The 20,165-nt window shown below is 71.7% G+C and carries 17 protein-coding genes; 5 read left to right on the forward strand and 12 right to left on the reverse strand.

Translation table 11 applies throughout. The annotated features are described in order from the left end of the window. Positions 1-130: 130 nt before the first annotated feature. Entirely contained in the window at positions 131-2,710 is a 2,580-nt protein-coding gene (gene pepN, locus ACH4LD_RS02015; RefSeq protein ID WP_398053270.1) for an aminopeptidase N, read from the reverse strand. 137 nt (positions 2,711-2,847) lie between these two features. Between pepN and ACH4LD_RS02020 the strand changes: the two genes are divergently transcribed. After that, complete coding sequence (locus tag ACH4LD_RS02020; RefSeq protein WP_132786252.1) at positions 2,848-3,486, forward strand: DsbA family protein; 639 nt, start codon at positions 2,848-2,850, stop codon at positions 3,484-3,486. A 113-nt stretch (positions 3,487-3,599) separates the two neighbouring features. Here the strand turns inward: ACH4LD_RS02020 and ACH4LD_RS02025 are convergent, their stop codons facing one another. From ACH4LD_RS02025 to ACH4LD_RS02060, 8 genes are all read right to left on the reverse strand, one after another. Then, complete coding sequence (locus ACH4LD_RS02025; RefSeq protein WP_103810377.1) at positions 3,600-4,247, reverse strand: superoxide dismutase; 648 nt, start codon at positions 4,245-4,247, stop codon at positions 3,600-3,602. A gap of 121 nt (positions 4,248-4,368) precedes the next feature. Then, positions 4,369-5,754, reverse strand: coding sequence for an amino acid permease (locus tag ACH4LD_RS02030; RefSeq protein WP_398053271.1), 1,386 nt, complete (start codon positions 5,752-5,754; stop codon positions 4,369-4,371). Positions 5,755-5,877: 123 nt separating this feature from the next. Then, the gene (locus ACH4LD_RS02035; protein WP_398053272.1) at positions 5,878-6,768 is read right to left on the reverse strand and encodes a TauD/TfdA dioxygenase family protein; all 891 of its coding nucleotides are present in this window, start codon (positions 6,766-6,768) and stop codon (positions 5,878-5,880) included. 11 nt (positions 6,769-6,779) lie between these two features. Then, positions 6,780-8,117 (reverse strand): LLM class flavin-dependent oxidoreductase, encoded by a 1,338-nt coding sequence (locus tag ACH4LD_RS02040; protein WP_398053273.1) that lies wholly within the window; start codon positions 8,115-8,117, stop codon positions 6,780-6,782. Beyond that, positions 8,114-8,848 (reverse strand): ABC transporter ATP-binding protein, encoded by a 735-nt coding sequence (locus ACH4LD_RS02045; RefSeq protein WP_398053274.1) that lies wholly within the window; start codon positions 8,846-8,848, stop codon positions 8,114-8,116. Before ACH4LD_RS02045 ends, ACH4LD_RS02040 begins: the two co-directional genes overlap by 4 nt. Then, positions 8,824-9,669, reverse strand: a complete 846-nt coding sequence (locus tag ACH4LD_RS02050; RefSeq protein ID WP_398053275.1) for an ABC transporter permease — start codon at positions 9,667-9,669, stop codon at positions 8,824-8,826. Before ACH4LD_RS02050 ends, ACH4LD_RS02045 begins: the two co-directional genes overlap by 25 nt. Next, a complete protein-coding gene (locus ACH4LD_RS02055) occupies positions 9,666-10,709 on the reverse strand; it encodes an ABC transporter substrate-binding protein (protein WP_398053276.1) in 1,044 nt (347 codons plus the stop codon). The genes ACH4LD_RS02050 and ACH4LD_RS02055 overlap by 4 nt, the downstream gene beginning before the upstream one ends. Before the next feature lie 206 nt (positions 10,710-10,915). After that, the gene (locus tag ACH4LD_RS02060) at positions 10,916-12,115 is read right to left on the reverse strand and encodes an ROK family protein (RefSeq protein ID WP_398053277.1); all 1,200 of its coding nucleotides are present in this window, start codon (positions 12,113-12,115) and stop codon (positions 10,916-10,918) included. Between the two features lie 435 nt (positions 12,116-12,550). Here ACH4LD_RS02060 and ACH4LD_RS02065 point away from each other — a divergent pair, with 435 nt between their 5' ends. After that, positions 12,551-13,132: a biotin transporter BioY gene (locus ACH4LD_RS02065; protein WP_398053278.1), complete on the forward strand. Its 582-nt coding sequence runs from the start codon at positions 12,551-12,553 to the stop codon at positions 13,130-13,132. Here the strand turns inward: ACH4LD_RS02065 and ACH4LD_RS02070 are convergent. Together ACH4LD_RS02070 and ACH4LD_RS02075 are read right to left on the reverse strand one after the other, a co-directional pair. Continuing rightward, positions 13,119-14,447: an FAD-binding oxidoreductase gene (locus ACH4LD_RS02070; protein ID WP_398053279.1), complete on the reverse strand. Its 1,329-nt coding sequence runs from the start codon at positions 14,445-14,447 to the stop codon at positions 13,119-13,121. The two genes, ACH4LD_RS02065 and ACH4LD_RS02070, sit on opposite strands and share 14 nt — an antisense overlap. A gap of 77 nt (positions 14,448-14,524) precedes the next feature. Beyond that, positions 14,525-15,943, reverse strand: coding sequence for an amino acid permease (locus ACH4LD_RS02075; RefSeq protein WP_398053280.1), 1,419 nt, complete (start codon positions 15,941-15,943; stop codon positions 14,525-14,527). A 214-nt stretch (positions 15,944-16,157) separates the two neighbouring features. Here ACH4LD_RS02075 and ACH4LD_RS02080 point away from each other — a divergent pair, with 214 nt between their 5' ends. Together ACH4LD_RS02080 and ACH4LD_RS02085 are read left to right on the forward strand one after the other, a co-directional pair. Beyond that, positions 16,158-16,646, forward strand: a complete 489-nt coding sequence (locus ACH4LD_RS02080; RefSeq protein ID WP_103810387.1) for a ribose-5-phosphate isomerase — start codon at positions 16,158-16,160, stop codon at positions 16,644-16,646. A 31-nt stretch (positions 16,647-16,677) separates the two neighbouring features. After that, complete coding sequence (locus tag ACH4LD_RS02085) at positions 16,678-17,487, forward strand: Fpg/Nei family DNA glycosylase (protein ID WP_398053281.1); 810 nt, start codon at positions 16,678-16,680, stop codon at positions 17,485-17,487. 96 nt (positions 17,488-17,583) lie between these two features. Here ACH4LD_RS02085 and ACH4LD_RS02090 read toward each other — a convergent pair whose 3' ends face one another. Beyond that, positions 17,584-18,825, reverse strand: coding sequence for a GNAT family N-acetyltransferase (locus tag ACH4LD_RS02090; RefSeq protein WP_398053282.1), 1,242 nt, complete (start codon positions 18,823-18,825; stop codon positions 17,584-17,586). A gap of 159 nt (positions 18,826-18,984) precedes the next feature. On the opposite strand from ACH4LD_RS02090, the gene ACH4LD_RS02095 reads away from it, so the two are divergent. Next, complete coding sequence (locus ACH4LD_RS02095; protein WP_132786264.1) at positions 18,985-20,157, forward strand: PP2C family protein-serine/threonine phosphatase; 1,173 nt, start codon at positions 18,985-18,987, stop codon at positions 20,155-20,157. Positions 20,158-20,165: the final 8 nt, after the last annotated feature.

Below are 20,165 nucleotides of genomic sequence, written 5' to 3' on the forward strand. Positions count from 1 at the left end.
TAAAGGTCAGGTGTTCGGATGCCGAGTAGGGAAGCAAAACCCCTGGTCCGATCGGGTGCGGACCAGGGGTTACGGCTATGTTTGACCGAATTTCGTAACGGTCACCGGCCGGGCAAGCTCAGGCCAAAGCTCACCGGCCGGCCGCGGCGTCGCACTCCTGCGCGCGCAGCGCCCGCGCCAGGTCGTCCCGCGCCTCCAGCACCAGCCGGCGCAGCGCCGGCGCCGCGTCCCGGTGCGCCTCCAGCCACGCGTCCGTCGCGTCCAGCGTCTCCGGCCGGTCCTGGTACGCCGGGAACAGACCCCGCACCACGTCCATGCCGATCTGGATCGACCGCTCCCGCCACACCCGCTCGATCGCCGCGAAGTACAGCTGCGCGTACGGCGCGGTCAGCTCCCGCTGCGACGGCTGCTGGAAGCCCGAGATCGTCGCCTCCACCAGCGCGTTCGACAGCGCGTCGGACTCCACCACCTGCGCCCACGCCTGCGCCTTGACCGGCGCCGACGGCCGCGCGGCCAGGCAGCGCACCTGGTGCCGCTTGCCGGACGCCGTGTCGTCCCGGACCAGCTCCGCAGCCAGTACCGACTCGTCCGCCGCCCCGTGCGCGGCCAGCGGCTCCAGGAACGCCCAGCGCAGCTCCTGGTCCACCTCCAGCCCGTCGATCTCGACCGTGCCGTCCAGCAGGTCCGTCAGCAGCTTCAGGTCCGGCTCGGCGGACGCCACGGAGGCGAAGAACCGCGCCCACGCGAGCTGGTGCTCGCTGCCCGGCTCCGCCTCCCGCAGCTCCCGCAGCGCCCCCTCGGCCAGCAGCTCCCCGCCGGTCTCCCGCCAGTCCGGCGCCGCGTAGTGCGCCAGCGCGGAGTTCGCCCAGGCGTGCAGCATCTGGAGCACCCCGATGTCCGACTCGCGGCCCGCGAAGCGCAGCACGAGATCGATGAAGTCCCGCGCCGGCAGCAGTGCGTCCCGGGTCATGTTCCACAGCGCCGACCAGCACAGGGCGCGGGCCAGCGGATCGGTGAGCGCGCCCAGGTGCGTGCGCAGCGTGGCCAGCGAGGTCTCGTCGAACCGGACCTTGCAGTAGGTGAGGTCGTCGTCGTTGACCAGCACCAGCTCCGGTGCCTCGGCGCCCGCCAGCTCCGCCACCACCGTGCGCGGCTCGTGCACGTCCGTCTCCACGCGCGCGTACCGCTCCACCGCGCCCTCGGGCGTACGCCGGTACAGGCCCAGCGCGATCCGGTGCGGACGCAGCTCCGGGTGCGACTCCGGGGCCTCCTGGAGGATCGCCAGCTCGGCGATCCTCCCGCCCTCGGTGTCCAGCAGCACCTGCGGGGTCAGCGAGTTCACCCCGGCCGTCTGGAGCCACGACGCCGCCCACGCCGTCATGTCCCGGCCGCTGGTCTCCGCCAGCACCGACAGCAGGTCGCCGAGGCGCGTGTTGCCGTACGCGTTCCGCTTGAAGTAGCGCCGGGAGCCCTCCAGGAACGCGTCCTGGCCGACGTACGCCACCAGCTGCTTGAGCACCGAGGCGCCCTTGGCGTAGGTGATGCCGTCGAAGTTCAGCTTGGCGTCCTCCAGGTCGCGGATGTCCGCCGTGATCGGGTGCGTGGACGGCAGCTGGTCCGCGCGGTACGCCCAGGCCTTGCGGCGGTTGGCGAAGGTGATCCACGCGTCCTTGAAGCGGGTCGCGCCCACGTTGGCGAAGGTGCCCATGAAGTCCGCGAAGGACTCCTTCAGCCACAGGTCGTCCCACCACTCCATGGTGACCAGGTCGCCGAACCACATGTGCGCCATCTCGTGCAGGATGACGTTGGCCCGCGCCTCGTACGACGCCTGCGTCACCTTTCCGCGGAAGATGTACTCCTCGCGGAAGGTCACCAGGCCCGGGTTCTCCATCGCGCCGAGGTTGTACTCGGGCACGAACGCCTGGTCGTACTTCCCGAACGGGTACGGGTAGTCGAAGTGGTCGTGGAAGAAGTCCAGGCCCTGCTTGGTCACCAGGAACACGTCGTCCGCGTCGAAGTGCGGCGCGAGACCCTTGCGGCACATCGCGCCGAGCGGGATCTCCAGCTTCGTGCCGTCCTCGAAGGTCCGGGTGTAGGAGTCCGTCACATAGTGGTACGGGCCCGCCACCACGCACGTGATGTACGTCGAGATCGGCTTCGTCTCCGCGAACCGCCAGACGCCGTCGGCGAGTTCACCGGCGCCGTTGCTCCACACCGTCCAGCCCTCCGGCGCCCGCACCTCGAAGCGGTACGGCGCCTTCAGGTCCGGCTGCTCGAAGTTCGCGAACACGCGGCGGGCGTCGGCCGGCTCGTACTGCGTGTACAGGTAGACCTCGCCGTCCTCCGGGTCGACGAAGCGGTGCAGACCCTCGCCGGTGCGGGAGTAGGCGCACCGCGCGTCCACCACCAGCTCGTTCTCGGCGGCCAGGTCCTCCAGCGTGATCCGGGAGCCGTCGAACACCTCGCCCGGGTCCAGGTCCCGTCCGTTCAGCGACACGGAGGTCACGCCGGGCGCGACCAGATCGGCGAAGCTGGACGCGCCCGGCTCGTTGCAGCGGAAGCGGATGGCGGTCACCGAGCGGAACGTGCGCGGCTCGCCGCCCGCGTCGCCGACGGCTGACCGCAGGTCCAGGGACACCTCGTAGCCCTCGACGGACAGCAGGGCGGCCCGCTCCCGGGCCTCGTCGCGGGACAGATTCTCACCGGGCACGGACGGCACTCCCTCGTGATCGCGTGGATGGCGGCTGAACAGCACCGATCCTGCCATGTGCTCCTGACGGGGGTGACGGGGAATGGCACGGCCGGCGGCGGCGTTTCTCTCAGAAAGTGTTCCCCGTGAGGAGAGACATGTCGGACAAGACCCCCGTCGACTTCTGGTTCGACCCGCTGTGCCCCTGGGCCTGGATGACCTCCCGCTGGGTGCTGGAGGTGGAGAAGGTCCGGGACATCGAGGTCCGCTGGCATGTGATGAGCCTCGCCGTGCTCAACGAGAACAGGCTCGACGAGCTGCCCGAGGAGTACCGGGAGATGCTCGCGACCAAGGCGTGGGGTCCCGTCCGCGTCGTCATCGCGGCCCAGCAGGAGCACGGCGCGGAGGTGCTCGGCGACCTCTACACCGCGCTCGGCACCCGCATCCACAACCAGGGCGAGGGCCCGGAGAAGTCGGCCGTGGCCGCCGCGCTGAAGGACGTGGGGCTGCCCGAGTCCCTCATGGACCACTGGGACTCCACCCCGTACGAGCCCGAGCTGCGCGCCTCCCACAAGGAGGGCATCGAGAAGGTCGGCCAGGACGTCGGCACCCCGGTCATCGCGGTGCCCGGCCCCGACGGCGAGCAGATCGCCTTCTTCGGCCCGGTGGTCACCCCGGCCCCGAAGGGCGAGGAGGCGGCCCGGCTGTGGGACGGCACGATCGCCGTGGCCTCGGTACCGGGCTTCTACGAGATCAAGCGGACCCGCACCAAGGGCCCGGACTTCAGCAACCTGTAGCCCGATCCGTCCCGCGCAGGGGAAGACCCCCGTGAGTCACGTCCTCACGGGGGTCTCCTCTCATCCGCCTGCCGTCGTGAAGGGTGAGAAGACGATCACGAGGCAGGACGTTCTCAGGGGGCCAGGAGCAGCACGTTCGCGCGGGACTTCGCCGCCTCGTAGCGCTTGGCGACGTCCTGCCAGTTGACGACCTGCCACATGGCCTCGATGAAGTCGACCTTCTGGTTCCTGTACTGCAGGTAGAAGGCGTGCTCCCAGGCGTCGAAGACCAGGATCGGGGTGGAGCCCTGGCCGACGTTGCCCTGGTGGTCGTAGACCTGCTCCACGACCAGCCGACCGCTCAGCGGCTCGTGGGCGAGGACGCCCCAGCCGGAGCCCTGGGTGGTCGCGGCGGCCTTGGACAGCTGGGTCTTGAAGGCGGCGAAGGAGCCGAAGGACTCCTTGATCGCCTCGGCCAGCTCGCCCACGCCGTCGGCGGCCAGCGGCTCGCCGCCGCCGTCCTTCGGGCCCGTCATGTTCTGCCAGTAGATCGAGTGCAGGATGTGCCCGGACAGGTGGAACGCCAGGTTCTTCTCCAGGCCGTTGATCGAGCCCCACGACTCCTTGTCCCGCGCCTCGGCGAGCTGCTCCAGCGTGTCGTTCGCGCCCTTCACATAGGCCGCGTGGTGCTTGTCGTGGTGCAGCTCGATGATCTCGGGACTGATCACGGGAGCGAGCGCCGCGTAGTCGTAGGGCAGGTCGGGCAGCGTGTAGACGGGCATGGGTGATCCCCTCCGGAACCTTATTGCAAGTATCTTGCAACTACACGCTAGCAACAACAGCGTCGGAGCAACAGAAAGACCCCCACGTGTCGCACGTGGGGGCCTCGCGGGGGTGCGGTGGTCAGCGCCGGGCCCGCGCCCGCTGCCAGGCGTACCCCACCGCTGCCAGGACCAGCGTCATCCCGCCCGTCGAGCAGAGCTGGACACGGGTGCCGGGCTCGCGGGCCATCAGGACGAAGATCGCGACCATTCCGGCCAGGGCGACCCAGGTCAGCCACGGGAAGCCCCACATGCGCACGACCAGCTTCTCGGGGGCCTCGCGCTCGATGCGGCGGCGGAGCAGCAGCTGGGAGACCGCGATGAAGATCCAGACGACCAGGATGACCGCGCCGATCATGTTCAGCAGCCAGGGGAAGACGTCGTCCGGGCGCCAGTAGCTGAGCAGCACGCACACGAAGCCGAAGAAGCAGGAGGTGAGGACGGCGGCGCGCGGGACCCCGCCGGACAGCCTGGCCAGCGCCTTCGGGCCCTGGCCGCGCTCGACCAGCGAGTAGGCGATGCGCGACGAGCCGTAGATGTTGGCGTTCATCGCGGACAGCAGGGCGACCAGGACGACCACGTTCATCAGCTGGCCCGCGCCGGGGATGCCCAGGTGGTCGAGGGTGGCGACGTACGGGCCCTTCGCCACGACCTCCTCGGAGCTCCAGGGGACGAGGGTGACGACGACCGCCATCGAGCCGATGTAGAACAGGGCGATCCGCCACATCGCCGTGCGGACGGCGGAGGCGACACCGCGCACCGGGTCCTCCGACTCGGCCGCCGCGATGGTGACCGTCTCCAGGCCGCCGTACGCGAAGACCGAGGCGAGCAGGCCCACCAGCAGGCCCTCGCTGCCGTGCGGCAGGAAGTCGGTGAGGTTCGACGCGCCGGGGGAGTCGGTGCCGGGCAGCACACCCGCGATGGCCAGCCCGCCCAGGATCAGGAACAGGCTGATCGCGCCCACCTTCAGCGCGGCGAACCAGAACTCGAACTCACCGAAGTTCTTCACGGCGGCCAGGTTCGCCCCGCAGAAGACGACCATGAACAGCGCGACCCACATCCACTGCGGGGTGCCCGGCAGCCAGCCCTGGACGATCTTCGCGGCGCCGATGCCCTCCAGACCCACCGCCGTGCAGAGCAGGACCCAGAAGGACCAGCCCGCGGCGAAGCCCGCCCAGGGGCCGATCGCCCGCTCGGCGTGCGCGGAGAAGGAGCCCGAGGACGGGTAGGCGGCCGACATCTCGCCGAGCATCCGCATCACCAGCATCACCAGGACGCCGGAAAGGGTGTAGGCGATCACGATGGACGGGCCGGCGGCGGCGATGCCCGCGCCGGAGCCGACGAAGAGGCCCGCGCCGATCACCCCGCCCAGGGCGATCATCGACAGATGGCGCTGCTTGAGGCCGTGGGAGAGGGAGGCGTCCGCCCGCTGCTGCGGTGGCGTCTCCGTGGTCGTGCTGCTGGGCATGGGGGGCGGCTCTCCCAGTGCGTATGGGCGGGCAAAAACCCCGCCAGTGTGGGCGGCCCGTCCGCTCGCACGACAGGGCCGCCCATCATCCGGACACCCGGCGTACGCAGGGTGAATTCCCGGTTACGCGGCCACGGGCGTGTAGTGCGAGGCGTCGCCCTCGATCGAGTGGCTCTCCTTGCCCTCGATGCCGACCGGGACGTCCCCGGCGACGGTCACCCGGTGCAGACGGCGCGGCAGGCCGTCGTAGTTGTCGATGGCGTAGTGCTGGGTGATGCGGTTGTCGAAGAGGACGAGCTGGCGCTCCGACCAGCGGTGGCGCAGCACGTTCTCCGGGCGGGTGACGTACGCCTGGAGCAGGTCCAGGATCTTGCGGGACTCGCCCGCCGACAGGCCGACGATCCGCTGCGCGAACCCGCCGATGAACAGCCCGCGCTCGCCGGTCAGCGGATGGACGCGGACCACCGGGTGGGCGGTGCGGTACCTGATGGAGGTGAACTGGGCCCGCTGGGCGGCCCTCTCCTCGTCGATCTCCTCGTCCGGCACCGCGTAGTCGTAGTCGTTCGTGTGCTCCGCCCACAGGGTGTCGGCCAGCCGGCGCAGCGGCTCGGGCAGGTCCCGGTAGGCCGCCGCCGCGTTGGCGATGAGCGTCTCGCCGCCGTACGGCGGGACGGTGAGCGAGCGCAGGGTGCTGGCCTGCGGCGGGTTGAGGACGAAGGTGACGTCCGTGTGCCAGTGGTTGGCGCGGCCCCGCTCGCTGTCGACCGGCAGCACGTTCGGGGCGCCGTCGACCGCGCCGACCGTCGGGTGCGCCGTGGTCAGGTTGCCGAAGTGGCGGGCGAAGGCCTGCTGGCCGGTGTCGTCCAGGCCGTCGGCGTCGAAGACGAGCGCCTTGTGGACGCCCAGGGCCTCACGGATCGCGGTGACCTCCTCCGGGGCGAGCGGCCGGGTGATGTCGACTCCGGAGACGCGCGCGCCGATACGGGCGGTGACCTTGGTGATCTCGATGGACATCGGGGTTCCTCTCAGCTGAAGGCGGGGGTCAGGTACTGGTTGGCGGGGCGGGGGAGGCCGTAGCGCTCCCGGAGGGTCTGCCGGGGCCCGTACTCGGCGCGGAACAGGCCGCGGGCGCGCAAGCGCGGTACGACGTGCTCGACGAAGGCGTCCAGGCCGGAGGGCAGCACGGCCGGCATGACGTTGAAACCGTCGGCGGCGTCGCGCGTGAACCAGGTCTCGATCCGGTCGGCGACCTGCTCGGGCGTCCCGGCGAAGGTGAGGTGCCCGCGCCCGCCGCCGAGCCGGCCGATCAGCTCCCGGACGGTCAGCCGGTCGCGCCGGGCCAGCTCCACGACGAGCGTGTAGCGGCTCTTGGCGCCCTCGATGGCGGACTCGGGAGGCAGGTCGTCGGGCAGCGGACCGTCCAGCTCCAGCGTGCCCGCCGGCAGACGCAGCAGGCTCTCCAGGCGGTCCACGCCGTGCTCGTACACGATGTGGTCCTCCAGCAGCCGTTCGGCGGCCCGTGCCTCGGCCTCGGTCGACCCGAGCACCGGGACGATCCCCGGCAGCACCTTCAGGTGCCCGGGGTCCCGGCCGGCCCGTGCGGCCCGGGACTTGAGGTCGGCGTAGAAGGCCTGGGCGCCGGCGAGGGTCTGCTGGGCGGTGAACACCGCCTCGGCGTACCGGGCGGCGAAGGCCTTGCCGTCCTCCGACGAACCGGCCTGGACGAGCAGCGGGTACGCCTGCGGGGTGCGCGGCACATTGAGGGGGCCGGCGACGCTGAAGTACGTCCCCCGGTGCCGGGGCGGGTGGATCTTGCTGTCGTCGCCCCAGACACCGGCCGCCTTGTCGGCGACGATCGCGTCGTCCTCCCAGCTGTCCCACAGCTTGAGGGCCACGTCCAGGAACTCGGCGGCGCGCGCGTACCGCTCCGCGTGCGGGGGCTCTTCGTCGAGCCCGAAGTTGCGGGCGGCCTCCTTGCCCGCGGTGGTGACGATGTTCCAGCCGGCCCGGCCGCCGCTGACGATGTCCAGCGAGGCGAACCTGCGGGCCAGGTTGTACGGGGAGTTGTAGGAGGTGGACGCGGTGGCGATCAGGCCGATGTGCTCGGTGGCCGTCGCCAGCGCGGTCAGCAGGGTGAGCGGTTCCAGGGCGCCGGCCGGCCGCTGGGCGAGGTTGCTCCACAGCTGGGGGCCGTCGGCGAGGAAGAGGGAGTCGAAGGTGCCGCGTTCGGCGGTCCGGGCGAGCCGGACGTAGTGGCTCAGCTCCACGTGGGCGTGCGGGTCGCTCTCGGGGAGCCGCCAGGACGCCTCGTGGTGGCCGGTGTTCATCAGGAACGCGTTCAGGTGGAGCTGTCTTCCGGTCACCGGTGGTCCTCCGTGACGCCGAGGGCGGCCAGCAGCCGCTCGCGGTACTCGCCCAGCAGCGGCTCGCGGTAGGAGCGCGGGTGGGGACGGTCGATGGTCAGGTCGAGGCCGATCCGGCCCCGGTCCAGGACGAGGACCCGGTCGGCGAGCACGATCGCCTCGTCCACGTCGTGGGTGACGAGCAGGACGGACGGCCGGTGGCGCGTCCACAGCTCGCGCAGCAGGTGGTGCATCCTGATCCGGGTGAGCGCGTCCAGCGCCCCGAACGGCTCGTCCGCCAGCAGCAGTTCCGGCTCGCGGACCAGGGAGCGGGCCAGCGCCGCCCGCTGGGCCTCGCCGCCGGACAGCTCACCCGGCCAGGCCCGCTCCCGGCCCGCGAGGCCGACCTCCGCCAGGGCGGCCCGGCCGCGTGCGACGGCGTCCTTGCCGTCCAGGCCGAGCAGGACGTTGTCCAGCACCCGGTGCCAGGGCAGCAGCCGTGAGTCCTGGAACACCACCGACACCCGCTCGGGCGCGGTGAGCCGCCCGCCGCCGGCCACGCCGTGATCGAGCCCGGCCACCGCCCGCAGCAGGGTCGACTTGCCGGAGCCGCTGTGCCCGAGCAGGGCCGTGAACTGTCCGGCGGGCAGGTCGAGGTCGATGCCGTCGAGGACGGTACGGCCCGCGAACGACCGGGTCAGACCGCGCAGTCGGACGGCGGGCCGGGTCAGTTGCTCAGTGTGCGGCGCCATGACAGCACCCTCCGTTCGATCAGACGGACCACGCTGTCGGAGACCAGGCCGAACACGCCGTAGATCAGCAGGCCGACCAGGATGACGTCGGTCTGGCCGTAGTTCTGCGCCTGGAACATCAGGTAGCCGAGCCCGCTGGTGGCGTTGATCTGCTCCAGGACCACCAGGCCCAGCCAGGAGCCGGTCACACCGAGCCGTAGTCCCACGAAGAATCCGGGCAGCGCGCCGGGGATCACCACCTGGCGGACGAAGGCGAGCCTGGACAGGCCCTGCACCTCGGCGAGTTCGACGAAGCGGCTGTCGATGCCGGACAGCGCGGCGTGCGTGTTCAGGTAGACCGGGACGTAGACGACGATCGCGATGATGGCGATCTTGAAGGTCTCGCCGATGCCCAGCCAGAGGATGAACAGCGGGATCAGGCCGAGGGTGGGGATCGCCCGGTTGAGCTGCACCGTCCCGTCGATCAGTGCCTCGCCGGCCCGGCTCAGACCGGAGGCGAGGGCGAGCAGCACCCCGGCGCTCAGGCCGATCGCGAAGCCGTAGCCGGCCCGCTTGAGGGAGGTCAGCACATCGGTGGGCAGGGTGCCGTCGGTCCACAGGTGGCCGGCGGTGCGCAGGACGGTCCAGGGCGCGGGGATCGCCCCCGGGTCCAGCGCTCCGGCGGCCGAGGCGGCGGCCCACACGGCGAACAGCACCAGCGGTCCGATGAGCCGGGCGGCGGGCAGTCGGCGGCCGGGGGAGAGCCGGCGGCGCCGGCGGACCTGGGGGAGGTCCCCGGCGGCGGTCCGGGGAACGGCGGTCGTGGTGGTCACGGCGGTCACCTCCGGTACTCCTCCGGTACGGCCTCGGCGGCGATGGACTCGAAGCGGTGGTCGAAGAGCGAGGACACGTCGAACTTCTTCACGAAGCCGCCCTCGGCGAGCAGATCGGCGGTCTCCTGCTCCCACTTGACCGCCTCGTCCCAGCTGGGCGGGAACAGCGGCTTGTTGGCCAGCTCGGTGATGCCCCGCGCCTGTGCGAGGGTCAGGTTCTGCGTCTTGACGTAGAACTCCTCGTTCCACACGTCCGGGTGCTCGTACTGCCACACCTGGCCCCTGGCCCACTGCGGGATGTAGGCGGCGATCGCCGCTGCCCTGGCCGGGTCGTTCAGCACGGACTGCGGCGCCCACAGCAGGTTGAGCAGGTCGACGACGTCGGTGGGGATGGAGCGGGCGCCCTTGGACGCGTACTGCTTCAGGTAGGCCGGCGCCTGGTTGATGGCGAGCGGGGCCACGTCCACCTGCCCGGACTGGAGGGCGGTGAGGAACTGGTTGCTGGTCAGCGGGACCAGCTTCACCTCGTCGTAGGCCAGGCCCGCCTTCTTCAGCGCCCGCAGCAGCACCACACCCTGGGCCTGGCCCTGCGAGAAGGCGAGCTTCCTGCCCTTGAAGTCCGTGACCGCGCGGATGTCGCTGCCGGGCCTGGTGGCGAACAGGTAGTTGGGCTTGCGGGTGATGCCGATCGCCACGATCTTCGCGTCGAAGCCCTGGTAGTGGGCCTGGATCGGCGGGATGCCGGCGTTGTTGGAGAGGTCCAGGGACCGGGCGCGGAACGCGTTGATCACGTCCGGACCCGCCCCGATGTTCACCCAGGCGGAGACCTTGAACGGCAGTGGGGGCAGCTTCGCCAGCCGGAACTGGAGTTGCTGCTGGTTCAGATAGGAGGCGATCTTCAGGCTGGTACCGGCCGGGACCTTGTCGGCGAGCGGCTCGGTGGCGGCACCACGGGTGTCGGCGGCGGCATCGCCCCGTGCGCAGCCGGACAGTCCGGCGACGGCGGCGGACGCACCGAAAACGGAGGTGAGAAAGGCACGACGGTGCATGGGAAGACTCCCAGGAGAAAACGAAGAGAAAAGCAGGAGGAATTCCGGGGGAAGCAGGCCGGAGGAAGAGGACTCACGCAGCGGGAAACACGCGCTTCATGCGCGGCAACATGTCAGCAACAGAGAGTGCGACAGCTCGTGAGATGGCTCATGACCAGGATGTTCGCGGCCATGCTCGACCCCTGTCAACATTCCGAGTTTCTGAATTAAATACCCTCAGGTGACGCGCCCAGCGGATCCCGGAACAACGCGTCCAGTACGACGGACCCGCCCGCCACCGCCAGCACGGAATCCGGGAAACTCGTCGGGAGGACAGCGGCGGAACGCGCCGGACCGACCGCGTCCCGGAACGCGTCGAGGCAGCCCTCGACATGGATGACACCGATCTCGGTGACGACGACCGTCTCCGGGTTCAGCACGTCCAGCAGCAGTCCGGCCGCCCGCCCGGTCGTACGCGCCCGCTCCACCAACAGCCGCCGGGCCACCGGGTCCCCGCCCGCCGCCGCGGCCACCACACGCATCGGGTTGGCCGAGTCGGCCACCCCGGCCGCCCGCGCCCGCCGGCACAACGTCCGCTCGCTCAGTTCCACCTGGAGGCAGCCGGTACGGCCGCACGCGCACGGCTCGGTGCCGCCCGGCACCGGCAGATGGGCGATCGCGCCGGCCGCTGACCGGGGGCCGTAGTGCACCCCGTCACGGGTGGCGAAGGCGGCGTCCACCACGTTGCCGACGAACAGGTGCAGCACGCTCCGGCTGCCCCGGGCCCGCCCGAACAGCCGCTCCCCGTGCACCAGCGCCCGCGCGTGCCCGTCCACTTCGACCGGCAGGCCGGTGCGGGCGCCGAGCAGCTCCCGCACCGGCACGTCCCGCCAGCCCAGCAGCTCGTGCTCGACCACGGTGCCCGTCTCCCGGTCCACCCAGCCGCCGACCGCCACCCCGACGCCCAGCGGGCGCCGGCCCGGCACCCCGGCGAGCAGCCCCGCGAGGCCGTCGGCGGCCCGCGCCACCACCCAGGCCGGATCGGTCCGTTCGTGCCGCAGCTCCCGCCGGGCCACCACCCGGCCCCGCAGGTCCAGCAGCGCCACCGTGGTGTACGGCACGGCCACGTGCACCCCGGCGACCAGGAAACGGGTGTCGTCCAGGTCGACGGGCACGTGCGGCCGGCCGACCCCGTTCGAGCGGCGGGGCGCGGCCGACTCCCGGATCAGGCCCCGCTCGGCCAGCCGGGCGCAGTGCTCGGTCACCGACGCCGGGGACAGTCCCGTCAGCCGGGCTATGGTGCTGCGCGCCACCGGGCCGTGCTCCAGCACGGAGCGCAGCACGACGCTGGCGCTGGTGCGCCGCCGGTCGCTGTCGGCGGCACGCGGCACGGGCGAGGGCAGGGTGGGAACGGCGGTACGGGGCATGGAGGACCGTCCTCGGGAGCGGGGCCGACACGTCTCGGAGGCTCGGAGGGGATGAGGCGTGCCGGACGGCCCGCCGCTATCCCGGACGGCGACAGGTGGCCGTGCCCTGGCGTCGCAGATCGACATAGCGACGCGAGGTGAGATAACGGGCCTGGGCAACCATGGCTGAAGGGTAGGGCAGGTGGAACGAATCCGACAGACGACCACGGTCCGTTTGGTGAGACCGCACAGTTCCGTCGGCACCGGCTTCACGTGAGCGAAACGTCCCTGCCTCAGTGATCAGGGTCACGCCCCGACCGGTGTAGCCGGCACTCTTTGTCCGGAGCCCACGAAGCTCTCGTTCCGTCCTTTGTCGGGCGCTGACGGTGATCGGCCGCGGCCGGCTCGGATAGCGTCACCCTGTCCCAGCATGTCCCCGTCACCCGCGGAGTCCCCATGAGCACCGCCACCGCCGCCGCCCGCCCCGGCGCCGTCCTCGCCGACCTGCTGCCCGCGTCCCGCGTCCGTGACGTCGCCCTCGTCGTCGGCGGCGCGGTGCTCACCGGTCTCGCGGCCCAGCTCTCCGTGCCGGTGCCCGGCTCCCCGGTGCCGGTGACCGGCCAGACCTTCGCCGCGCTGCTCGTCGGCACCACGCTCGGCGCCCGCCGCGGCTTCCTCTCCCTCGCGCTGTACGCGGTGGCCGGCGTGGCGGGCGTGCCGTGGTTCGCGCAGGGCGCCTCCGGCGCGGGCATGGTCTCCTTCGGCTACGTCCTCGGCATGCTGCTCGCCTCCGCCCTCGTCGGTGCCCTGGCCCGCCGCGGTGCCGACCGCTCCCCGCTGCGCATGGCCGGCACGATGATCCTCGGCGAGGCCGTCGTCTACGCGGTCGGCGTCCCCTACCTCGCCCTGGCCGCCCACCTGTCCGCGTCCCAGGCCGTCGCGGCCGGCCTCACCCCGTTCCTGATCGGTGACGCCCTCAAGGCCGCCCTGGCGATGGGCGCGCTGCCCACCGCGTGGAAGCTGGTCAACAAGCTCTGACGCCGTAGTTCCTGCGGAAGAGGTTCGCCGGGTCGTAGGTCTCCTTCACCCGGGCGAGCCTCTTTCGCGTTTCGGCGTCGTACAGCCCCGCGCCCCGGTCGCCCGCGCCGAAGGCGAAGTTGAGCGACCGGCCGAGCGTGTCGTCGGCCAGCAGCGCGAACACCGGGTCCAGCACGGCCCGCGCCCGCTGCCGGTCCCCGACCGTCAGCACCCGCACCAGGAACCGCCCCTCCCGGTACGGCACCGCGTTGGGCGCCGGCCGCGCGAGCGCCCCGCCCAGGTGGTTGACCTGCACCACACACATCAGGTCCGCCGCCGGCCCGGTCCGCCGCAGCAGCTCACCGGCCCGCTCGACGTCCAGCTCCCGCAGCACCGCGCTGTCGCCGTAGTAGGCGTGCGGGAAGTCCGGGTCGCTGTGGATGGTGTGGCTCTCGGCGTACGGCATCTCGCGCAGCGAGTCCGACAGCACCGGGCCGATCTCCCGCAGCGGGGCGACGATGTCCGGGCCGCCGGGACCCGTGTGGGCGACCCGGACCGAGACCACGTACGTGCCGCGCAGGTGCGGCGGCAGCGCGGGCACGTCCGGGTACGGTACGGCCGCGAAGGACGAGGTCAGCCCGTCCGGCACCGTCCGCGTCCAGGCCTCGTACGCCCGCAGCGCGGCCGCCGGGTCCACCGTCCGCCCGTCGAAGGCGAGCGAGCCGCCGTACAGCGTCCGTACCGGGACGAGGCCGATCTCCAGCTCGGTGACGATGCCCAGGTTCTGCCCGGCGCCGAGCAGCGCCCAGTACAGGTCGGGGTCGGAGTCCGGGGTGACCCGGCGGAGCGTGCCGTCGGCGGTGACGAGCTCCAGCCACCGCACGTGGTCGGCCGCGTACCCGAACTCGCGGGCCAGGATGCCGAGCCCGCCGCCCAGGGTGTACGACACCGCGCCCACGCCCGGCGCGGAACCGTTGAGCGGCGCCAGCCCGTACGGCTCGGCCGCCCGGACCACCTGCCCCCAGCGCACCCCGGCCCCCACCCGGACCGTACGCGCCCCGGGGTCGACGGTGATCCCGTCCATCCGTTTCGTCGTCACCAGCAGCCCGCCCTCGTAGCCGCCGGGCAGTCCGTGTCCGGTGGCCTGCACGCCCACGGGCAGGCCGCGCCCGGCGGCGTACCGTACGGCGGCTACCACGTCCCGCGCGGTACGGGCGGGCGCGATCACCTCGGGCCGCTGGACGAAGCCGAGCTGGAAGGCGGCGAGTTCGTCGTCGTGGCCGACGTCGCCGGGGCGGAGGAGGGTCAGGTCGGTGCGCCGGTCCGTGTGCGTCATGGAACGCAGCATGGCCGCATAACCTGACAGCTTCCGTCAGGTTATGCGGCCAGGGCGTGCGGCCGTGCGGGGCCGGATCAGCCGACGGACACCTTGTCGGCCGGGGCCTCGGCGGCGGGGGCCGGGCGGCCGGCCCGGATCCGCTCCTTCACCACGGCGATCACCAGCACGATCGCCGCGACCAGCAGCGACAGCAGCACGGTCTCGCGGCCGTCGTGCTCGGTGTCGGTCAGCATGTAGCCGAGGACGAACACGATCAGCGCGGCCGTCGCCCAGGTCAGGTACGGGTACAGCCACATCCGCACGACGAGCTTCTCCGGCGCCTCGCGCTGGATGATCTTCCGCATCCGCAGCTGCGAGAAGCAGATGACCAGCCACACGAACAGGGCCACCGCGCCGGAGGAGTTGACGAGGAAGAGGAAGATCTTGTCCGGGGACAGGTAGTTGAAGAAGACGGCGACGAAGCCGAACACCACCGACACGAGGATCGCCGTCATCGGCACACCCCGGCCGTTGACCCGAGCGAACGCCTTCGGCGCGTCGCCCCGCTCGCCGAGCGAGAAGGCCATGCGGGAGGCCGTGTACAGGCCGGAGTTCAGACAGGACAGCACCGAGGTCAGCACGATGAAGTTCATGATCTGACCGGCGTGCGCGATGCCCAGCGAGTTCAGCGCGGCGACGTAGGAACCGTCCTTCGCGATGGACGCGTCGTCCCACGGCAGCAGCGAGACCACGACCAGGATCGAGCCCAGGTAGAAGACGCCGATCCGCCAGATGATGCTGTTGGTGGACTTGGTGACCGCGCGCTGCGGGTCCTCGGACTCGCCGGCCGCCAGCGTGGCGATCTCGCTGCCCATGAAGGAGAAGACGACCAGCAGCACACCGGTGAGGATCGAGCCCGGACCGTGCGGCAGGAACCCTCCGTGCGAGGTCAGGTTGCCGAAGCTCGCCTGGTCGGCGTGGACGCCCGGCAGGACGCCGAAGATGGCCAGCAGGCCGACGACGATGAACGCGCCGATCGCCACCACCTTGATGCCGGCGAACCAGAACTCGAACTCGCCGTAGGAGCCGACGGAGACCAGGTTGGTCGCGGTCAGCACGGTCATCACGATGAGCGCCCAGCCCCACTGCGGGACGGCCGGGATCCAGCCTTCGAGGATCTGGGCACCGGCGGTCGCCTCGACGGCGAGCACGACGACCCAGAAGAACCAGTAGAGCCAGCCGATGGAGAACCCGGCCCAGCGGCCCAGCGCGCGGTCGGCGTGGGCCGAGAACGAGCCGGAGGTCGGATTGGCGGCGGACATCTCGCCGAGCATGCGCATCACGAGCACGACGAGCGTGCCGACGAGGGCGTAGGACAGGAGGATGCCGGGTCCCGCGGTGGCGATACCGGCTTTGGAACCGACGAAGAGGCCGGCTCCGATGACACCGCCGATCGCGATCATCGAAAGGTGGCGGTTTTTCAGTCCTGCTTGGAGGCCCGAACCAGGGGTCATGGACGGATTTCCTTTGCGCCAGGTAGTGCTGCCCGTACGAGCGGTGTACGAGTCGGTCCAGTGAATCCGAGGTGAACGAATTCGGGAACCTCTGAATCCGTATCGTTACTTGAGGTTCCCTTGAGGATCTATGGCCTGTCTCACAATTTCCGCCCCGGGTGCCCGCCGACACCCTGAGGCTGCTGCCCCGATACGGGCGTGTCACACTCGTGGCATGCGCGTGTATATCGGCTCCGACCATGCGGGCTACGAACTCAAGAACCACCTCGTCGAGTGGCTGAAGGCCGCCGGCCACGAGCCCGTCGACTGCGGGCCGCACATCTACGACGCCCAGGACGACTACCCGCCCTTCTGCCTCCGCGCCGCGGAGCGGACGGCCGCGGACCCGGACGCCCTCGGCATCGTCATCGGCGGCTCCGGCAACGGCGAGCAGATCGCCGCGAACAAGGTGAAGGGCGTGCGCGCGGCGCTGGCCTGGAGCGAGGAGACGGCGACGCTCGGCCGGCAGCACAACAACGCCAACGTGGTGGCCGTGGGCGCGCGCATGCACAGCACGGAGGAGGCGACCAAGTTCGTCGAGGTCTTCCTCAACACCCCGTTCTCCGGTGACGAGCGTCACATCCGCCGCATCGACATGCTGTCGGCGTACGAGACCACGGGCGACCTCCCGCCGATCCCGGCCCACCACCCGCAGCAGGACTGAGCCCCCCAGGGGGCGGGAAGGAACGGGACCCGTGCCAGAGGGGCACACGATCCACCGGCTGGCCCAGGACTACGCCGAGCGCTTCTCGGGACGGGCCGTCCGCGTCACCAGCCCCCAGGGCAAGTTCTCCGACGCCGCCGCCCTCCTGGACGGCACCGAGCTGACCGCCACGGAAGCCCACGGCAAGCACCTCTTCCTGGGCTTCCGGGACGGCGACTGGGTCCACATCCACCTGGGGCTCTTCGGCAAGGTCGGCTTCGGGGACGCCCCGGCGCCCCCGCCGGCCGACACCGTCCGGCTCCGGCTCGCCGACGGCACGTCGTACGTCGATCTGCGCGGCCCCACCACCTGCGCCCTGATCACGGACGCCGAGAAGCGGGCGGTCCACGACCGGCTCGGCCCCGACCCGCTGCGCGCGGACGCCGACCCGGGCACGGCCCACCGCAGGATCTCCCGCAGCCGTACGACGATCGCCGCCCTGCTCATGGACCAGAAGATCGTGGCCGGCGTCGGCAACGTCTACCGCGCCGAGGTGCTGTTCCGGCACGGCATCGACCCCTACCGCGCGGGCCGGGACATCACCCCGGCCGAGTGGGACGCGGTCTGGGCCGACCTGGTCGCGCTGATGCGGGAAGGCGTCCGCAACAACCGGATCGACACCGTCCGCCCGGAGCACACCCCGGAGGCCATGGGCCGCCCGCCCCGCGTCGACGACCACGGCGGCGAGGTGTACGTCTACCGCCGGGCGAACCTGCCCTGCCACATCTGCGGCGACGGGATCCGCACCGCGGACCTCGCCGCCCGCAACCTCTTCTGGTGCCCGACCTGCCAGAAACGCTGAGCCAGAGCGCCCTGACCCGCCGGAGGCGCCGGCCTGGCTAGGGCCTCTCGTTGGGATCACGCCGGGCTCGCTGATCCGGCCTGATCCAAATAGACCCTAGAAGCCGTGGGGCAGCCACGGGGCCACCGGTGAGCCGAACGCCACCGACGCCTCCGTCAGCGCCCCCGGCCGCAGCTCCCGCACCCACCCGGCCGCCGCCAGCGACAGCAGGGTCGCCCCGCCCAGATACGCCGCGCCCAACTCCCGCACCGACAGGGCGACATCGGCCGCGTCGGCCGTCCGCTCGCAGGACGCGCCCTTCGGATCGCCGGTCAGCCGCCAACGCCCCGCGTTCCACGGGCAGAAGGCGTCCTCCACCTCGAACACGACGTCGACGGGCGTCAGATACGTACGGGCCGTGAGGGCCGCTCCCACGTCCACCAGCCGGACGTACCCGGCGTCCCGCTGCTGCGGCAGGCAGCGGCGGATGTCGGAGACCAGGTACTGCCAGGCGTCGTCGACCGGCCGGGCGCGCATCTTCAGCGTCGTCATCAGGTCGATGCCGAACAGGAAGCGCCACAGCGCCGCCTCGCTCGCCGGATCCAGCGCGGCCAGGTCCTCCAGGGTCACCGTGCCGTCGTGACCGCTGCGCCCCCAGCCCATCTTCGTACGGAAGCGCGTGTAGCCGGTGATCTCACCGTCCCGTTCGGCGACCACACACTGCAGGGCCGACGCGCCCTCCCGCTCGCTCTCCGGGTCGAGCAGCGCGGCCCGCTCCCAGCCGGGCTGCCGTGCCAACATGCCCGGGCGCCGGGGCACCAGGGCCGCGTACACCGCCTCGCACTGCGCCAGCACCTCGGCGGGCGCGGCGTAGCGCAGGCGCGGCTCATCGGTGCCCTCGGGCACCGCCAGGGTCACCCGGCCGGTGTCGATCTCGGCGATGAGCTGGGAGGTCGCCGCGCCGTACCCGAAGCGGCCGTAGATCGCGGGCTCGGAGGCGAACAGCGCGGCCAGCGGCTCGGCCTTCCCACGCGCGTCGTCCAGCAGCCGCCGCATCATCGACGTCAGCACCCCGCGCCGCCGGTGCGTCGCGGCCACGCTGACCATCGTCACGCCCGCGGTGGGCACCACCGCCCCGCCCGGCACGGTCATCCGGAAGCTGAAGGCCCCGGACGTGCCGACGAGCGCGTCCCCGTCCCAGGCGGCCAGGGAACGGTGGAACTCGGTGAGTGACTTGTCCAGTTCCCGTTCCTCGGCGGAGGCCGCCCCGCCGCCGAACGCGCGGACCAGATGGTCCCACCACGGGTCGAACTCCTCCGGGCGCAGTGTCCTCAACTCGGTCCCGCTCTCAGTCCCCATGCGCCATGCCTATCAGGGCGAAGGGGGACGAGCCAGTGATTTTCGCCCCGGCCCGGCCCGCCGGAACCCGGCCGACGAGCGGCGAAGCGGAATCCCACAGGGGGACAAGTGGGACCTCCCGTGCCAAGCAGCCGGTCCGCTGGATAGGGTCGCGAACTGATGGCAGCAGGACGACAGCGGCGCGCGAAGGCCGAGACGTTCACGGCCCGGTGGAAGATGCAGTGGCACCGGGCCCGCGTCGGGCTGCGCAGAAGCGCCGTGGACTACTTCCGCGGGGACGGCTCCGACTGGATCGCCTTCGCCGGACTGCTGCTGATGATCCCGGTCCTCGCGACCATGACCCTCCTCGACTCCGTGTGGTGCTCCCCGGCCACCCTGGTGCTGCCGATCGTCGCCGGCGGCCTGCTGCTGCGCCCGGCGAGCCTGCTCGGCCTGTACGCGGCGGCGGCCACCGCGCTGATCGTGGAGTCGGTACAGCTCGGCCCGTACACCGAGGGTCCCTCCCGGGTCACCCCGGGCGTGGTCCTGGTGGTGGCCGCCTGCGGTTTCTTCGGGCTGCTGACCGCGCAGTTCCGCAGCCGGGTCGGCGTGCCCTGGCGGCGCGGCGGCACCATGCTGTTCGACCTGCGCGAGCGGATCCGGGTGCAGAGCAAGCTGCCGAAACTGCCGCAGGGCTGGCACCACGAGATGGCGCTGCGCCCGGCGGGCGGCCAGTCCTTCTCCGGTGACTTCGTCGTCGCCGCCCGCACCAACGGCGGCCGGACGCTGGAGGCCGTGCTCACCGACGTGTCCGGCAAGGGCATGGACGCGGGCTCGCGCGCCCTGCTGCTGTCCGGCGCGTTCGGCGGCCTGCTGGGCTCGCTCCCGCCGCACGCCTTCCTCCCGGCCGCCAACGGCTACCTCCTCCGCCAGGACTGGGACGAGGGCTTCGCCACCTCCATCCACCTGGTGCTGGACCTCGACTCCGGGGACTACGAGCTGTACTCCGCCGGGCACCCGCCGGGGCTCCAGCTCAGCGCGGGCAGCGGACGCTGGGAGGAGAAGACCGCCGAGGGGCCGCTGCTCGGCGTGTACGACGGCGCCCAGTTCGACCCCGTGAAGGGCTCGCTGCGCCCCGGTGACGTGCTGATGCTGTTCACCGACGGACTCGTGGAGACCTCCGACCGGGACATCGTGGAGGGCATCGACCGGCTCACCGGCGAGGCCGACCGCTATGTGGCCGGCGGCTTCCACGGCGCCGCCTGGCACCTCATCGAGGCGGTCGCCAAGGACGTCAACGACGACCGCGCGCTGCTCCTGATCTGCCGCCAGCCGACGGCGAACGGCCGCTGACCCGCTCA

Origin of the sequence: Streptomyces sp. NPDC017676 (assembly GCF_044329325.1) — a bacterium.
GTDB lineage: Bacteria > Actinomycetota > Actinomycetes > Streptomycetales > Streptomycetaceae > Streptomyces.

What these genes read in the sequence shown, in the direction of transcription:
- ACH4LD_RS02025 (WP_103810377.1), bottom strand. Translation starts at nt 4,247, where the DNA reads ATGCCCGTCTACACGCTGCCCGACCTGCCCTACGACTACGCGGCGCTC.
- ACH4LD_RS02030 (WP_398053271.1), bottom strand. Translation starts at nt 5,754, where the DNA reads ATGCCCAGCAGCACGACCACGGAGACGCCACCGCAGCAGCGGGCGGAC.
- ACH4LD_RS02035 (WP_398053272.1), bottom strand. Translation starts at nt 6,768, where the DNA reads ATGTCCATCGAGATCACCAAGGTCACCGCCCGTATCGGCGCGCGCGTC.
- ACH4LD_RS02070 (WP_398053279.1), bottom strand. Translation starts at nt 14,447, where the DNA reads ATGACGCACACGGACCGGCGCACCGACCTGACCCTCCTCCGCCCCGGC.
- ACH4LD_RS02045 (WP_398053274.1), bottom strand. Translation starts at nt 8,848, where the DNA reads ATGGCGCCGCACACTGAGCAACTGACCCGGCCCGCCGTCCGACTGCGC.
- ACH4LD_RS02060 (WP_398053277.1), bottom strand. Translation starts at nt 12,115, where the DNA reads ATGCCCCGTACCGCCGTTCCCACCCTGCCCTCGCCCGTGCCGCGTGCC.
- ACH4LD_RS02080 (WP_103810387.1), top strand. Translation starts at nt 16,158, where the DNA reads ATGCGCGTGTATATCGGCTCCGACCATGCGGGCTACGAACTCAAGAAC.
- ACH4LD_RS02020 (WP_132786252.1), top strand. Translation starts at nt 2,848, where the DNA reads ATGTCGGACAAGACCCCCGTCGACTTCTGGTTCGACCCGCTGTGCCCC.
- ACH4LD_RS02065 (WP_398053278.1), top strand. Translation starts at nt 12,551, where the DNA reads ATGAGCACCGCCACCGCCGCCGCCCGCCCCGGCGCCGTCCTCGCCGAC.
- ACH4LD_RS02075 (WP_398053280.1), bottom strand. Translation starts at nt 15,943, where the DNA reads ATGACCCCTGGTTCGGGCCTCCAAGCAGGACTGAAAAACCGCCACCTT.
- ACH4LD_RS02095 (WP_132786264.1), top strand. Translation starts at nt 18,985, where the DNA reads ATGGCAGCAGGACGACAGCGGCGCGCGAAGGCCGAGACGTTCACGGCC.
- ACH4LD_RS02055 (WP_398053276.1), bottom strand. Translation starts at nt 10,709, where the DNA reads ATGCACCGTCGTGCCTTTCTCACCTCCGTTTTCGGTGCGTCCGCCGCC.
- ACH4LD_RS02090 (WP_398053282.1), bottom strand. Translation starts at nt 18,825, where the DNA reads ATGGGGACTGAGAGCGGGACCGAGTTGAGGACACTGCGCCCGGAGGAG.